Below are 16,876 nucleotides of genomic sequence, written 5' to 3' on the forward strand. Positions count from 1 at the left end.
GATCTGTGCCTCCTCAGTGGGCAATGTGTTTGCGTCATCAGCTGGCTAGTCCTGCAGGCAGGCGACGGAGTCCGGGCCTTCCGGCGAGGCGCTGCCGTCGGCCCGCACCAGGATCACTTCCAGGCAAATGGGAGTGGGGCCGAACCCGGAAACAAAGGTTTTAGGTACCTTTGTGGTTTCGAAGGGCCCGTCCGCCTTGGCCGATTTGGAGCGGTACTTGTAGGAGTCGCCCTCCCTGGGCTGCGGGTTGGTCCAGGAGAAGATGATGGTGTTTGGATCTTCGGGCTTTCGTGATGCCGTGAGGCCTTCAACACTGGGGACGGTGCCGCTGTCCACGGCGTCGGCCGGCGGCTTGCTGACCTGCTGGGTGTCCACTGCCTTGGGCGTCCCGGTCGCAGTGTTGGCCACTACGATGCCCACCACCGCCGCCAGGGCCAGGAGGGTTCCGCCCGCCAGCGCAAGCCAGAGGTTGCGCTTGCCATGGTCTGCCGCCGGCTCTGCCTGGGGCTGGTCCACGTTCACGGGCCGATGCACGGTTGCGTCGGCGGTGTAGGTGTCAGGCCCCGCGCCGTCGCTGACCGGGGCACCATAGTTCGCCGCGCCGGTGCTGCCGCGCAGGACGGTGGACTGTGCCCACTCCCCCTGGCCGCCGCCGTCGGCCGCGCCTGCTCCGGGCCCGTTGGTCCCGGCGGGACCCGCCGGGATGGAGGGCACAGCGGGGGCCTGCCGCCATTGGTCGGGGCCGGCGGGAGTGAAGGACGACGGCGGGAGGGCACCACCGCGGCGTCCCGTGGCGTCGGCACCGGCACCGGTTGCGTTGGGCCGGGTGCGGGCCGGGAAGGTGGGCGCGCTGCCGGTGCGTTCGGGATCGATGGCGGCAATGCTGCGGACGCGCGTCTCCTCCGTGCCGTCGTCCGGGTGGCTCTCCTCCTGCTGGGGTTCTTCAAGGACCTCGAAGGGCGTGACGGAGAGGTTGAGTTCGGCCTGGATGCGCTGGAGGGCCAGGGCGAAGGCGTGGGCGGAGGAGTACCGGGACTGCGGCGACTTGGCCATGGCCGTTGCCAGGGCCAGTTCCAGCGACTCCGGTACGTCCGGACGGCCCAGCCGGGGCAGCGGGGTGTTGCTGATCCGGTTGATCAGTTCGCGCTGTGAGTTGTCCGCCCCTGGCATGACGAAGGGCGACCGGCCGGCGAGCAGGGTGTACAGCGTGGCGCCGAGGGCCCACACGTCCACCATGACGCCGTCAACACTGCCGTCGCGGAACTGTTCCGGCGGGGACCAGGGAATGGACATGCCGGAGTCGTCGTCGGAGTCCCCGGCAAGGGTGCCGGAGATTCCGAAGTCGGTCAGCGCGGGACGGTTGTAGTCCGTCACCAGGATGTTGGCGGGCTTGATGTCGCGGTGGGCGATGCCGGCGCGGTGGGCGGTTTCGACGGCGGAGGCCACCTGGATGCCGACGGCCAGGACTTCATCAACGCTGAAGCGCTGGCGCCGGTACCGCACGTCCAGGCTGGGCCGGGAGCAGTACTCCATGGCCAGGTAGGAGTGCCCGTCGTCGGTTACTTCCGCTTCGAAAATGGTGACGATGTAGGGGTGCGAGGACAGCTGGGCCATGAGGTTGGCCTCGGACTCGAAACGCCGGCGGGCGCCCTCGGTCTTCAGGTCCGAGAGCAGCACCTTGACGGCGACCTTCCGGCGCGGCCTGTCCTGCTCGTAGAGGTAGACGTCGGAAAAGCCGCCCGAACCGAGCAGGCTGATGTAGGTGAACCCCGGAATGCGGGGCGGCGGCGCAACGGGCCGTTTGGAACTCAAGGAATCTCCTCAAAACGCAATGAGATGTTGTCGCCCAGCTCGGCGATGTCGCCGTCGAGCAGGATGGCCATCTCGTTCTGGGCGAGACGGCGGGGCGGTTGGCCTTCGCGGACCAGGACGGTGCCGTTGGTGGCCTTGAGGTCGCAGAGCATCACGTGCCAGCCCTCAAGCCGCACCTCCACGTGGGACCGCGAGATGTCACCGCCCGGGCTTGCCACCTGCACCAGGCGCGGCATCACGCCGCCCTGGACCCGGGACACCGACGGCTGGCGGCCGATCACCATGGACTGGTCGAGGTCCAGCAGGTCTCCGGTGGACAGCCGCATCCGCCCCAGCCTGGGACGAGCCACCTGCACCGCATCGGGCAACAGGGCGGCCCCGCAGACGCTGCACTGGGCGCGGGTGGGCGGGTTGGCGTGGCCCTGGGCGCAGACGCGGGCCAGCACCAGCGGACCATCGCCCGCAGCCTGCTGCGCCGCGGGTGCGTTTGAGGCCGGGCCCGCGGTTCCGGCGAGGCTGCTCTTCATGACCGTCTGCCCGTCGTGGTCAGGGTCGAAGCCTGGGTCGGGCTGCCGGCCCGGGGCAGGCGGGTGCGCCTGCGGCCCATGGTCTGCGACGGGAGCCTGGACGGGTGCGGGTTCCGGAGCCGGGGCGGGTACCGGGTCGTGGCCGGCTACCGGGGCCGGTACCTGGACAGACGGCTGGCCCTCGGGGCGGGAGGGCGCGGGTGCTGCTCCCCCGGTGCGCCAGGGGACGGAGTCGATGAGCACTCCAGCCGACCCAGGACGGGGCGGACCTGCAGCGGCACCGTCCGGGCTGGTCCGGGGTCCTTCGGCACCGTCCGGGCTGGCAGGCGCGGGGCCGGCTTCCGGTGCTCCGGCTTCCGCTGCCGCCGGTTCTGCGGAGGAGCCCGCCGGGTCCGCCTCCCCTGCCGTCCCGAGGGCGGGCAGTGGTTCGGCGGCGGCCAGCGCCGGCTGCTGCTGCGGCACCACGTGCCCGGAGTCGGCGTCGGGGTCCTCGCGGACGGCGGCGTCCTCGATGTTCCGCATCACGGTGCGGTCCCACAGGTGGTCGTAGGACGTGGTCATCTCCACGGCGGGTGCGGCATCGGCGTGGCCCGCCGCGGGGGCGGTTGGTTCCGCCCCGGTTGTACCGGAACCGGGCAGCTCCGGTCCTGGGTCGCCAAGGCCGGCCGAGTCTTCGTCGCCGGCTTCTTCGAGAAGCTCTCCGTCGGCGTCCATGATCGCGCCGGGAGCGATGGTGGCTTCCGGATCAAGGTGGCGCACGGCGGGTTCGGGATCGGGCAGCGCGTCTGGTTGCTGCGGGTCAGCGGCGGCTGCGGCCGGCATGGCAGTAGCGGTCCCGACGGGGGAATCGGATGTTTGGCCCCCACCCGTTGGCACTTCCGGGGCAAGGGGCTGGTCGATGTCGGCGGGACCGTCCACCTCCCCGGAAGAATTCACGGCGAATGGGCCGTCAACACCGGCCGGAGTGCCCATGGATGCTTCGCGCTCCGCTGGGGCTGGAGCGGCGACGGCGGCGGGGCCGGACGGCGCGCCCAGGGTCAGGGACTGGAGCAGCACCACGCCCTCCCCCAGGGGAAGCTCGGGCAGTGGCAGTCCAGGCTGTGGCAGCCCGACCAGCGGACGTCCGGGGCTGCCGGCACCGTGCCCCGCGGTATCCGTGCCGCCGGCGATGGTCAGCCGGCACTTTCCGGGCACCACGAACATGCGCTCGGTCCAGGTGGTCACATCGCGCCCGTCGAGATCCACCGGTCCGCCGGGCTGCTCCACGGCGAGGTCGAGCCCGCCGCGGAGGAAGACCCGGAGTGACCCGTTGAAATCGAGGATGCCGAACGACGGTATCCGGGTCAGTGACCCGCCGGAACTGCTGGTGACGGCGGCCAGGACCTCGTGCGGCTCGGGGCGGGAACCCAGGAGGTCCCAGATGGCCCCGGCGAGTTCCGCCGGTGTTTCCGGGGCCAGCAGGACTGCGGTCCCTGACCGGACAATGCCCAGCCAGGTGCCGGGGGTGTAGCTTGCGCCCGTCATCGGCCGGGCTCCCCGTCCTGGTCCGCGCGGGCGTCAACGGGTTCGGGCAGGGGCTCTGTTACCGCCTCCGACGCCGGGGGCCGCGGCAGCGTCACTTCGTCACCGTCCACCGGCGCGTGGCGGGGCGCGGTGGTGCCGGCACCGTCGTCGTGCGCGACGTTCCGGGCGTCCACCACGATTGCCGTCACGTTGTCCCGGCCGCCGCTGCGCAGGGCAGCCTGGATCAGGGCGTCCACTGCGTCCTGCGGCTCCGTGGCGCTGCTGAGGATCCGGAGAATGTCCTCGTCCGCCAGTTCCCCGGTGAGGCCGTCGGAGCAGACCAGCACCCGGTCGCCTTCCTGCACGGGGAGGAGCCAGTAGTCCGCCTCTGTCTCATCGCCCGTGCCCAGGGCCCGGGTCACCACGTGGCGCCGGGGGTGGACGGTGGCTTCCTGGGCGGTGATCTCGCCGGCGTCCACAAGCTCCTGGACCTCTGAGTGGTCCACGCTGATCTGTTCGAACCGGCCCTGGCTGAGCCGGTAGGTGCGCGAATCGCCGATATTCAGCACCAGCCAGTACGGCATGCCCATCTGTTCCACCACCACGGCCCCGGTCAGGGTGGTCCCGGCGCGGGCGCCGGTGGCTTCGCGGATGGAGGCGTCAGCGCGGACCAGGTACTGCTGGAGGAGGGACGCCGTGATGTTCCGCTCCCCGGTGGTGACCTGGGGCATTTCGGCCAGGGCGCGCACGCAGAGGCCGCTGGCTATTTCGCCGGCTTCATGGCCGCCCATGCCGTCGGCCACGGCAAAGACCGGGTCGGCGGCGATGTAGGAATCCTCGTTCAGTTCCCGGCGGAGTCCCCTGTCCGTCCCGTAGCCGTAGGTGAGGCTGAGGCCCGGCCCCGGCTGGATGGTGGGGGAAACACTGGCGGGGTGCTGGTTCATGCCTGTCCTAGGTAAAAGGTACGGTCTCCAAAGTGCACGCTGGAGCCGGGGGTAACAAACGTGGGGACGCCCGGCACCAGGGGGGTGCGCAGGCCGTCCGGGGTGGTGACGGCGCTTCCATTGGTCGACTGCCGGTCCGTCACCCAGATGCCCGCGCCGTCGGTGAGCAGGTGCAGGTGCGTTTTGGAGATGGAGCGCCCGGGATCGTCCACGGCCAGCAGTTGGGCGTGCTGTTCGCCCGTTTGCCCCACCGGGTTTCGGCCCACCAGGACGCTGCGGTCCAGCTGGAAGTCGCGGCCGTCGTCCAGGCGGATGCGGAGGACGGCCACCTGGGCGGGGCCGCCGGCGCCGGGACGGACCTGGGTGCGTTCGACGTCGTCGTCCACGTGCTGCGAAGGCACCCGGTGCCCCGGGGGAACGCCCTGGGAATCGACCGCGGGCGGCGCGAAGGACGCCGGCGACGTGTAGGGCATGGTCTGGGACGGCATGGTGGCCGACGGCGCTGGTGCTTGGGGCGAGGACGCCTGGGGTCCGTTGACCTGCGGCGCCGGTGCCACCGGCGCCGCGGCGTAGGAGGCCGGAGGCTGCGCTGCCGGGGAGGGTGACGCTTCGGTGGCCGCGGGGTGCCGTGGCTTGGCGCCTGCCACTGGGGAGAGCACCTGCTGCACGGGCGGCAGGTCCATGGGGGCGAAGCTGTAAGGCCCCTGGATGCCGCCGGTGGTGATGGGGTCCCTTCCGGCGTTGACGTCGAACACCAGGGTCTTGGCAGCGGTGTCGTTCCAGCCCCGGAGGCCGCCGTTCTTGTCCCACCGGTTGGAAACCACCACCAGCACAGCCCACGCCGCACCCACCAGGAGCAGGGGGCCGAGGATGAACAGGGCGGCGTCAAACCATTTGAAGACCACTACCAGCACTGCCGCGAGCAGGAACAGGAGGATGCCTGCCCCGGTGATGAGGCCGCGCAGGAAGACAGCGCCCGCGCCGGGTGCGTAGCCGTCCTGGTCCGCACTGCGGATGCCCATGGCCAGGTTGCCGGGCGTCTTGCCGGTCCGGGCTTCCAGCCCGAGCACCACGAACAGGTAGGCCAGGGTGAGGCCCAGGCCAATGCCGCCAAACAGCACCAGGGACGAGGTGTCGTACACAATGAAGCCACCGCTCCTGGTCCGGGTGATCCCGGCGAATCCGATGGCGAACGCCACCACCAGCACCGCCACCCCGGGCAGCCAGTCGATGACGGCGGCGCCAAGCCGCTTGCCCGCCGTAGCCGGAACAAGCTCAAGGTTCACTGCCATTCCCGTTCCTCCCCCTGGAGCGGCTTCCACCCTGGTGGAACCGCCGGTCATGCCCGGCCCGGCACCCGCATGCGCGCTGTTCCTGCCCGCGGGGCCCGTTTGTGCTGTGCCCGCCGGCCGACCTGCCGGGGGGCTTTCTACTACCGGGATAGTACCGGGAATCCCGGGGGCGTGCTCGGGGCGCGCGCCCAGGGCACCGCTCCTGTCATAGCCCATCACAGGATCCGGGGTGCGGGTCCGGCGTGCGGCCCGGTTGGGCAGCGGCGCGCAGCAGGCAGTGCAAAAGGTGGCGCCCGCCCGGATCTGCTGTTGGCAGCGCGGGCAGCGTTCGGGATCGGGCATCACTGCGGGCTGGGTCCTTGCTGGTCTGGCTTCTGCTGTTCGGGTCCGGGCTCTTCGCGCTGCGGGGTCTCCGGTTGGGGTGCCGATGATGGGGTCGGCGTTCCGGCGGCCTTCCCCGCAGCGCTTCCGCCGGCGAGGCGACGGCGGCGCGCAGCCAGGATTCCGCCCACCGCGGGGAGCGCCACACGGCCGCCGCGCAGCTTGAGTCCGTTGCCGGAGTTCATAGCGGTCCGGGCGTCGGCCAGCAGCGAGCGCGGCGAGAACCGTGCCTGCTGCCGCCGCCAGAATCCCATGCCCGAGGTCATTTCCTTGAGTGACCCGTCAACGATGGTCCAGTACTCGCGGACCTCCTCCTCGGTGGGCTCCCCGGCTCCGAAGATGGAGGCGTCAGCCCGCCGCGCCAGCATGGTGGTGGTCCCCTGGGTGGCAGGGAACGCTTCGGCCAGCACGGCGGCGCTTTCGCGCCGCGTCGAACGGGTGTCGACGGCGGCGCCCAGGTCTGTCGCGAGGCTCACCACCTCGTTCCACCCTCCGCCCACACGCTGGGCGGGGTGCCCGTCGCGGAAACGCGACTTCCGTCGTCGTGCCTTCAAGAGTCCGATCAGCAGCAGCGGCAGCGCCAGGATCACCAGCGGGATCGCGACGACGCCCAGGGCACCCAGGAGGGCACCCCAGAACAGCCACGGGTTGTTCTTCTTCTGGTCGGCATCCAGCGCGTCCGGTGAAGAGTCCGGCGGCAGGTCCGCCGGCTCCTGCGGCGGGGGCGGCGGCTGCAGCACCTGCGGCTTGGGCTTGGACTTGTTCTCGGGGTCCGGCGGGATGGGAATGTTGTCCTTGGGCGGGGTGGGATCGAAGCTGACCCAGCCGACCCGTTCAAAGGCCACCTCAACCCAGGCGTGGACGTCCTTGCCGGTGATTTTCACCTCGCCGGCGCCGTTCTCCGGGCTGGTCGGTTCAGGGTAGAAGCCCATCACCACCCGGGAGGGGATGCCCAGGTGCCGGAGCATCAGGGACATGGCCACCGCGTACTGCTCATCGTCACCAAGCATCTGCTTGGCCGTGAGCAGGCTGCGGATACGGGCCGAGCCGTGCCCGGAGACGCTGGGCAGCTGGCCCTCACTGACCAGGCCGTTGCTGAACGCCCCGGTCTTCTGGAAGTGGGCTTCGATCTGGCGGACCCGGTCGATGGCCGTGGGCGCATCGGCGGACAGGTCGTTGGCCTGGGATCCCACCACCGGCGGCACCTCCAGCGCGTCCGGGAGGGAAACCTTGGCGAAGTCGTACTGCGTCAATTGGCCATGCTCGAGCTTGACGGGATCGGAGACCTGGACGCTGTAGGAGTCGCCGCGGGACAGCCCACTGGTGGTCACCGCGGTGTCGGAGCCGGGGTTGAAGTAGAGGCCCGCAGCGGCGGCGGAGCCGGACTGGTCAAAACTGATGCCGGTGGTCTTCCGTCCGCCGGGGACAAAGTAGCCCTGGTAGTCCTCAATGTTGATGCTGATCGAGTAGTCGTTGGTGGGCACCACACCGGAGGAGTCGGCGAGGGTGTTGATGGATTTCGCATCGCCCACCTTGCTGAAGTTTCCGGAGCCGTTGGGGTCCATGTTGTAGTTGGTCCCGTTGAAGGCATCCAGGGCGCCGAGCCGGACCCGGCCGTCCTTCGGGAGGCCCTTGACCACGAACAGGGTGTCGTCCTTTTTGTCCTTCACGTACGTCCGGAAGCTTGCCAGGGGCGTGATGTAGTCCTTGGGGTCGAACGGGGGCACCACCACGTTGCGGAGGACTTTCCGGTCCTCCCCTGCGCTGACCAGCGGAGCGGCCACCGCGGTGACCCCCACGCTGGCGGCGATGACCCCCGCCGCCATGCCCAGCCGGCGGATCCTGGCCCGGCGTCCGGCGGCCGTGTCCGTCTGCGGGTTGTTGACCGCCACCCGGCGGGTGTTGTTCCGCCTTAGGGCGTCGCGGCGGAAGGTGGCCCAGGCTATGCCGAGGACGGTCAGGCCGACGCCGCGTTCCAGTGTCAGGAACGCCGCGTTGGTGCTGAAGGCGATGCCGGTGACGAACAGGACCAGGACCGGCAGGAGGGGCAGGTAAGGGCTTTTGGCGCGCCAGGTCAGAAGCGCGGCCACGAGCGCCGTGATCAGCGAGCTGAGGAACGGGACGATGAGCACCCCGCCGGCCGTCCCCACCGGCACGCCTACCGTGAGCATGTCCTTCCAGGCGAAGACGACGCCAAGGAGCAGGGTCCGCAGCGAATCAAGGGTGGGGACGAATCCGGCAATGGCAGCATCGGGCACCGCCAGCCAGGTTCCGAGGACCAGGTACGCGGCGAGGGCCAGGGCCGTGGTGATCAGCAGGCCCAGGCGCAGGTGGGCGTTCGCTGCGCCGATGCCCAGGCCCAGGACGATGCCGCCGAACCCGGACAGCAGGTAGTACGGGTCCCCGCCGAAGCTCAGGCCGAAGCCGAGCAGGCCCAGCCCCAGCAGGACCACCAGCGCCCCGGCGTCGAGCACGAAGTGCCATGGCGGCTGGCCGTCCATGAAGGCCGACTCCGTGGTGGCCGCCTTGCGGCGGGTACGGGTTGGGGGAATCTGTGTTTGCGGGGAACGGCCCGGTGCGGTGCTCATGCGGCCGCCTTTCTCAGCACGATGGCAAGGTCGGCCAGGTCGCCGAGCGTCAGGACAGTAAGGTCTGCGATGTTCGCCCGGGTGGGGGCGGCGCCGGCTTCCACCCTTACTGCCAGGCTGCGGACACCGGGCGGGACGGAGGCGGCGGCGGAGCGGAGCTGGGTTGCCGTCACGTTGCTGCCCACCACGAAGAAGACCACGGAGGCGTTGGGCACCGTGTCGGCCAGGGTCCGGGCGAGGTCGACGGCGGTGCGGCGCATGGGGGCGCCGACGATCCGGGTCATGTCGTCGAGCATGTTGCGGCCGGTTTCGCAGCGCAGGGGGCCCTTCTGGGTCAGGACATCCAGTTCACGCTGCTCGCGGATGGCCTGCCGGCCGATGGAGGCGGCCACGGAGATGGCCATCTCGAACTCGGTTTCGGAGGCGTATTCCTCGGTGTTGATGGACAGCGAGATGGCCAGGTGGGCGCGTCGGGTTTCTTCGAACTGGCGGACCATGAGCTTGTTGGTGCGGGCCGTGGTCTTCCAGTGGATGTGCCTGCGGTCATCGCCCGGTACGTAGTCGCGCAGGGCGTGGAAGGAGACGTCGGCGCTGGAGAGGTCCGTGGTGGGCATGCCCTCAAGGTCCCGGATGAAGCCCGCGGCGGAACCGGCCAGGGCTACGGTCCGCGGGTGGACGAAGAGGTCCTCCGGTTCGGTCCAGAGGACCTGGCGGCGCAGCAGGTGCAGCGGGTCCGCACGCACGGAGCGGACCGGTCCCACCACGATGACGGCGCGGCGGGCGGTGGGGATGGTGAACAGGTCTTCATGGACCTGGCCGGGCTTCATGCGCGGCAGGTGGAACACGGCCGTGGTGCTGCCGACCGGCAGTTCCAGCGCGGCCGGCAGGAGGGGACGCGCCGAGGTATTGGACACGGCGATGCTGCCGACGGCGCTGTCCCCCACCGCCACCCGGGTTCGGGCCAGGTCCAGGACCACGCCGTAGGCGGACCGGCCCAGGATGAAGGCAACGGCGATCACGAACATGGCGAAGGCGGCTATGGCCGCTGCCGTGGCTTCCTGCCAGCCGAAGGCCTGGCCGGTGGCCCAGAGCAGGATCGCGGCGGCCAGGACGGACCAGCCCAGGATGCTGACCACGGAAAGAACCGGCCACGCATACTTCAGCCAGGTGTCCCGGACGGACCGCCAAGCGGGCGTCAGGGCCTGGAGTGCGGTGCTGCTGGCCTCGGACCACACCGCTGCGGGGTGCAGCCGGGTGGGGCGGCCGTTCCGGTGGAAGAGTTGCTGGAAACGCTCCGCGAACCGGGTCAACGGGGTACCGCTGGACGTGCCGTCGGACATAGGGGTGTGCCTTCGTTGTTGCGCTGGAATGGAATGGCGGGGGCTGCGGCGTTCGGCCGCAGCCGGGCGGCTCAGGCGTTGGTGCGCTGCTGCGGGGCGGCGACGTCGGCCAGGATCCGGGTCAGCACGGCCTCAGCGGTGGCGCCAGAGAACTCTGCTTCGGGGTCCATCACGAACCGGTGGGTCCACACCACGGAGGCCAGTTCCTTGATGTCGTCCGGAAGGACAAAGTTCCGGCCCTGCGAGGCGGCCCAGACCTTCGCGGCCCGCACCATGGCCAGGGCACCGCGGACGGAAACTCCCAGCCGGGTTTCCGGGGCGTTGCGGGTTTCCTCGCAGAGCCTGGAAATGTACTCCAGCACCGCGGTGTCCACGTGTGCCGTTGCGGCGAGGTCGGCCATGTCCGCCACTGCCTGGGTGGTGATGACGGCGGACAGTTCCTTGGAGCGGTCCTTCAGGTTGCTGCCGCCCAGGAGCCTGACGGTGGACGCGTGGTCCGGGTAGCCGATGGAGGTCTTGATCAGGAAGCGGTCCAGCTGCGCCTCGGGAAGGCGGTAGGTTCCTGCCTGTTCGATCGGGTTCTGGGTGGCCATCACCATGAACGGCCGGCCGGCGGAATACGTGACACCGTCCACGGTCACGCGGGATTCCTCCATGACCTCCAGCAGCGCTGACTGGGTCTTGGGCGAGGCGCGGTTGATTTCGTCGGCCAGGACGATGTTGTTGAAGATCGGTCCCTTGTGGAACTCGAACTTCTGCGTCTTCTGGTCGTAGATGGTCACACCGGTGACATCGGAAGGCAGCAGGTCAGGGGTGAACTGGATGCGGTTGTTGGAGCCCTGCACCGTGGCAGCCAGGGCGCGGGCCAGGGAGGTCTTGCCGGTCCCCGGCGCGTCCTCGAACAGGACGTGGCCTTCGGCCAGCATGGCGGTGAAGGTCAGCCGGATGACGTGTTCCTTGCCCAGCACCGCCTGCCCAACGTTGGCAACCAGCTTTTCGAACGTACCGGCAAACCATTCGGCCTGCTCAATGGTCATGGTCATGAAAGTTGTTCTTCCTTTTGATGGATCGGGATTCCTTGCGGGCCCGGGAGGTCCGGGCCCACAGGGGGTGATGCGGTTGCTAGCGGTTGGGCATGCCCTTGGGCGGGGTGCAGCCCACGTTGGAGGTGTCGCAGCGGAGCCAGTTACCGGACGCCATCCCGGAGTTCAGGTGGTACCAGATGCCGCTCGGGTTGTTGGAGGTCTTGTACCAGACCTGGTAGCGGTCCGCCGTGGACGGGGCACCGGCATCGAGCCACTTGCCGGCACCGGTGCACTGGGACGGATTGCCGGCAATGTAGCTGTCAGTCCCCTGGCGGGGCTCCGTGCAGCTGCGCACCGGGCTGGCCGTCACGTACCAGTCCGTGGGCGGGGGCGGAACGTTGTCCGGGCCGGACGTCGAAGTGGCGGGTCCGCCGACTGCGCCTGCCGTGACCGTGAAGGCACGGACCCGCAGTTTGTGGCTCGTGCTCCACCCGCCGGCTCCGGCATCAAACTTGTTCGCTTTGCCAACGTTCTGCCAGCCACCGCCGTCCATGCTCACTTCGTAGTAGCTCAGCGGCCTGCCGTTTGTCCCCGGATCATTCCAGGTCCAGTGCACCTGGCCGTCTCCCCTGGCTGAGGTGGTGCCGTTCACGCTGGGGGCGTTGGCAGGACCATACGGGTTACCTGTACCAATCCCCTTGGCGTCCCCGGACATGTTGTTCTTGGTGGACGTGGCAATGATGGTCACGGTGATGTCCCGGCCGTTGGTCATGCCGCCGATGGTCCCTCCCCCGGCCTTGATCGACCCGGTCTTGCCGTCGGCGTTGTAGGAATAGGCAATCTCGGAGGCGGTGGAGCCGTTGCGTTGCGCATCCGTCAGGGGCGTGAACGTCACGTCCAGCTGGCCGCTGGTCCCGTTCTCTTTGACGGTTCCTGCGTTGACAGTGCCAGGTTTGCCGGCTGCCCGGATCGCCGCGGACTGCGCGCTCGTGGCACTGGTTCCAGCCTTGTTGGTGGCGGATACCGTGAACGTGTAATTCGTTTCCGAATTATCCACGGTGACGTTCTGCGAGGTGCCGGACACCTGCTGGCTCGCCACGGGCGCTCCACCCCGGAGCGTGGTGAGGGTGTAGGAGGAGACGGCGTCGCCGTTGTTGTTCGGGGCCGACCATACGACGCGCAACTGGCTCTGCGAACCGACGGGCGTTGCCTGGGAGACGCTGGGCGCCGTCGGCGTGGCGGGAACTCCGGCGGGCACCTCCGCTGCGGAATAGGGACTCCACTCGGACGGGTCCTTGGCGTCATTGCGGGCCAGGACCCGGACCTTGTAGGAGACGCCGTTCTGCAAGCCCTTCCACACGTAGCTGACTGACGTCAGCCCCTGGATCTGGGCGTTTTGGCCGGCCGGCGCCGGCGAGATTTCCAGGTCGTACGACTTGACCGGGGATCCCTTGCTGGCCGGCGCGGCCCAGTTGACTGCCAGCTGCTTGTCGCCGAACTTCAGCGACGGCGCCTGTGGCGTATCCGGCTTAACGTCCGGCCGGACATCGGCTGACGCCGGGGACGGGTCGGAATCACCGAACTCGTTGGTGGCCGTCACCTGGAAGTGGTAGGTGGTGTTGTTGGTCAGGTTGTTCAGGGTGCACGTGTTGGCCGGGCATTCCTGCCGGAACCCGCCCTCGCCGACCACCGTGTACTTGGTGATGGGCGAGCCCCGGTCGGCCGGCGCGGACCAGGTCAGCAGCGCCGTCTGGTCGCCGACGCTCTGTGCCTGCGGCGTGGTGGGTGCTGCAGGCTTGTCCTTAACGGTCAGCCGGACACGCGCAGTGGCGTGCCGGGACGCATCCCCCGTCTTGTCCTCCACCGTGTAGGCCACCACCATCGTTCCGGTAAAGCCCGGCGCCGGTGTCACGGTCACAGAGTCACCGTTGACGCCCACATTGCCGCTGCCCGTTTCGGTATTGGCGGCGATGATCTTCAGCGGTGTTTCGGGGAACGGATTGGCGTCGTTGGCCAGCACGTTGATGGTCACCGGCTTGCCGGCGGCGGCGTTGTCCTGCACGTCGTCGTTGGCCACCGGTTTGGGCCGGTTGGAGGCGGTCACGGCAAGCTGGTACGTGGCCGTGGCCTCGAGCCCGCGGGGGTCGATGGCCTTGACCTGCACGGCGGCGCGGGTTCCGGTCGCCGTGGAGTCGGCCGCCGAAACTTTAAGCGTGTTGCCTTCGATGCGTGCACTGAAGCCGCCCGGGGAATCCCCCACCAGCTGGTACTTCATCTTCTCGACGTCGTCCTGGTCAGGATCTGAAGTGAGCTTGCCAAGGTCTGTGCTGGCACTGTCACCCTTGGGAACGTCCACGTTGGCGCCCAGCAGCTCCGGCGGGTTGTTCTTGTTCGGGTCCGGCAGGACCTTGGTGCGGATGCTGAGGGTGGACTTGAGTCCGGCAGGATCATCCGGCCCGGTCCCGTCGGTCACCTCGAACGTGAGCGATCCGGGGCCTACGTAATCCGCACCTGCCGTGTATTTCAGGCCGGTGCCGTCGCGCGTCACCGGATCGCCGCCGTCGGCACCAATGAGCTTGATCCGGTCCGCCTGGGTCAGCCGGGGTGAACGTCCTTCCCGGACCTTGACCCATTCCTTCAGGTCGACGTCCACGGACTGGCCTGCCACGACCTCGAGGACCTCGTCCTTGGCCAGGGTGGGAACCTGCTGGCCAAGGCCCGGTACCCAGATGATGGCTGTGGACTGCTGGCCATCAACGTCTTCCACGGTGTACGGGATGAGCTGTGGCTGCTCGGTGAGGTCCACCAGGATGTTGCCGTTGCCGCCGGGCCGGGCCGTGGTGGCGTCCGTGCTGATCTTCAGGTTCTCGCCGACGCCGTCGGGATCCTCGTCGTTTTTCAGGACGGGAACGTCCACGGCGGTCTTTCCCATGGCCTGGGCGGATGTGACCCGGTCATCGCGGGCGATCGGCGCCTTCAGCGGCACGTCGTTGTCAACCACCAGGCGGATGGTGGCCTGGGCGGTGGCGTCCCGGTCGTCGGCGATGGTGTAGCGCACGTTGACGGTTCCGGCCTCGTTGGGGGCCAGGAGGATGATGCGGCCGCTGTTCTTGCTGACGGTGGCCTGCAGGGCGGGGTCGGCCTCGATGCCGTCGGTGAGGATGCGGATGCGGTCGCCGTCGGGATCGGTGTCGTTGGCGGTGGCGTCGACGGCGATCTGCCGGCCGGGGCGCACCCGAACCTCGTCGTCCACCGGGGTGGGCTTTTGGTTCATGTCACCACGGGGCGCGATGCCCACCGTGACGGTTCCCGTGTTCACTGCCCCCTGTCGGTCCACCACCTTGTAGCGGAACGTATCGGTGCCGGCGCCGTCCCCGGCTGCCGTGAAGTCGATGAAGTTGCTGCCCACTGTGGCGGTTCCCATGGCGGGGGTGCTGTCGATGCCGGTCAGCTGCACGGAGTCGCCGTCGGGATCTATGCCGTCCAGGGGAACCGGAATGCGGACGGTACCGGCAGCCACCACACGGGCGGTGAGGTTCCGCGGCTGCGGCCGGGAGTTCTCCGCGCCTTCGAGCGGAAGGATGTGGATGGTCACGGCGGCGGCGCTCTTCTGGCCCTGCGGATCCACCGCGTTGTAGATGGCGCGCACGGTCTTGGGCTGGCTGCCCGCAATGAACCGGAGCGTGTTCTCGGAGACGAAGCTCTTGCCGTCGGCAGGATCAACCGCCTGCGGCAGGACGGGGTCCACGGTCAGTTCCTGCCCCTGCGGGTGGGTGTCGTTGTCCAGGACGGGGATGGTGACCACGTCATTGACGCGGACATTCACCTCGTCCGGCTTGGGCTGGGGTGCTTCCACCACGGCCGGTGCCGGGACCGGCACCACGGAGACCGAGCCGGTGGCCGACTTCTTTCCGTTGGACATGGTGTATTCGAACAGGATGGGGTCCTTGGTCCCCAGGATGTCCGTGATGCGCAGGACGCTGTGGTTGATCACGCTGACGGACACCGTCGCATTGTCCGGAAGCCTCACAGACTGCAGCACCAGGACACCCCCGGAGGGGTCGGAGTCATTGGCCAAGGGGTCCAGCAACACGCTGCCGCCGGTGGGCATCAGGGCAACGTCATGGACCGCCACGGGGTCGCCGCCGTCGTTGCCGGATTCCACGTCCACCCGGATGAGGCCCTGGCTGCTTTGGGGGCCGTTGCTGGCGATGTAGGTCAGGTAGACGGGGCCCGGGGTGCTGCTGCGGAAGGTGAAGGTGCCGCCGTCGGTGACGGGGCCAAGTTCGGCGGGGCCGTTGGCTTCCACCTGGGCCAGGCGGAGGGCACCTCCGTTGGGGTCGACGTCGTTCTTCAACGGGGAGATGACCAGATCCTGGCCCACCACGGCGGTGACGTGGTCGGCGTTGACCACCGGTGCCAGGGCTCCGGGCGGCTGCACGTTGACCACTACCTTGCCCGTGACGGTGGCGCGGCCGTCCCAGATACTGACCTGGACGTTCTTCTTGCCGGCGGTGGCGCCGGAATCCTGGAAGGTCAGCAGGCCGTCGCGCCGCACCTTGACCTGGTCCTGGTCGTTGTCGGCCTTGGCGTCCAGCAGGACCAGGTCGTCGCCGTCGGGATCGATCCAGTCAGTAAGGATGTTCTGGCTGACGGTCTTGCCCTGTTCCACCAGCATGGTGGTGTCTTCCCCGCGCTTGAACTTGGGCGGCTTGTTTTCGTCCGGCCCCACCACGCTGAGCGTGACCTGGCCCGTGGCCGACAGGCCGCGGCCATCCGAGGCGCTGTAGTTGAAGGTCTCGGTGCCCGGCTTGGCGTCTGCGGGGACGGTGATCTGGAAGGCGGTGCCGCCGTAGATGCTTTCCAGCGTTCCCGATTTGGGTCCGGAGTCCCCCACCGCTGCGGTGAGGACGTCGCCGTCGGGGTCGGAGTCATTGTCCAGGACGCTGAGGACGGTGGTGCGGCCCGGCCGGACTCCGACGGCGTCCGGCTTGGTTTCCGGCGGACGGTTGGGTTTGGTGCGGTCCGGCAGGATGTTGATGGTGTTGTTGTCCGCCGATTCCTGGTCCTGGTCGTCGGACTGGTTCTTGGGTGGGATGACGTCGTCCCAGTTGTTCACCAGCTGCATGTTCTGGTTGACCAACCACACATTCCCCGAGTTCACATCGTTCAGGACCACCAGGTCCCGGTTCACCCGGAAAACATACGACGGCGACGCACTCGCCTTCGGCACCGCTACATTCTTATCATCAGCATCATTGACGCAATCCCGGACGTACTTGTTCGCACCCGACCACGCCGCATGCGTACACCCGCCCAACTGCACCGGAGCCGCAGGCACACCCTCACCATCAAACCCCACGGTCTTCGCCGTCCCCCCGTCAAGAGGCTGCTTCAACAACGCCTTCCGCGTCGCCACCGCCACAACATCACTGCCCGGCCCAGGCTGCTGCAACTTCGCATC

At 68.8% G+C, this 16,876-nt stretch carries 8 protein-coding genes; all 8 read right to left on the reverse strand.

What is annotated here, in order from left to right; genetic code table 11:
* Positions 1-45: 45 nt before the first annotated feature.
* Entirely contained in the window at positions 46-1,812 is a 1,767-nt protein-coding gene (locus tag AC1DIP_RS14265) for a serine/threonine-protein kinase (RefSeq protein ID WP_477734116.1), read from the reverse strand.
* Positions 1,809-3,863 (reverse strand): FHA domain-containing protein, encoded by a 2,055-nt coding sequence (locus tag AC1DIP_RS14270; protein ID WP_477734117.1) that lies wholly within the window; start codon positions 3,861-3,863, stop codon positions 1,809-1,811. Before AC1DIP_RS14270 ends, AC1DIP_RS14265 begins: the two co-directional genes overlap by 4 nt.
* On the reverse strand, positions 3,860-4,786 hold the full coding sequence (locus AC1DIP_RS14275; protein ID WP_477734118.1) for a PP2C family protein-serine/threonine phosphatase: 927 nt from the start codon (positions 4,784-4,786) through the stop codon (positions 3,860-3,862). The genes AC1DIP_RS14270 and AC1DIP_RS14275 overlap by 4 nt, the downstream gene beginning before the upstream one ends.
* Positions 4,783-6,078 carry an RDD family protein gene (locus AC1DIP_RS14280; protein ID WP_477734119.1) on the reverse strand — a complete coding sequence of 432 codons (1,296 nt, stop codon included), beginning with the start codon at positions 6,076-6,078 and terminating at the stop codon, positions 4,783-4,785. Before AC1DIP_RS14280 ends, AC1DIP_RS14275 begins: the two co-directional genes overlap by 4 nt.
* Before the next feature lie 341 nt (positions 6,079-6,419).
* A complete protein-coding gene (locus tag AC1DIP_RS14285; protein ID WP_477734120.1) occupies positions 6,420-9,047 on the reverse strand; it encodes a transglutaminase-like domain-containing protein in 2,628 nt (875 codons plus the stop codon).
* Positions 9,044-10,387 carry a DUF58 domain-containing protein gene (locus tag AC1DIP_RS14290; protein ID WP_477734121.1) on the reverse strand — a complete coding sequence of 448 codons (1,344 nt, stop codon included), beginning with the start codon at positions 10,385-10,387 and terminating at the stop codon, positions 9,044-9,046. Before AC1DIP_RS14290 ends, AC1DIP_RS14285 begins: the two co-directional genes overlap by 4 nt.
* Positions 10,388-10,458: 71 nt before the next feature.
* Positions 10,459-11,430 (reverse strand): AAA family ATPase, encoded by a 972-nt coding sequence (locus tag AC1DIP_RS14295; RefSeq protein WP_476210151.1) that lies wholly within the window; start codon positions 11,428-11,430, stop codon positions 10,459-10,461.
* A gap of 79 nt (positions 11,431-11,509) precedes the next feature.
* A partial coding sequence (locus AC1DIP_RS14300) for an Ig-like domain-containing protein (RefSeq protein WP_477734122.1) occupies positions 11,510-16,876 on the reverse strand: 5,367 nt, incomplete at its 5' end.

This window comes from Pseudarthrobacter sp. 05T312 (assembly GCF_056396685.1).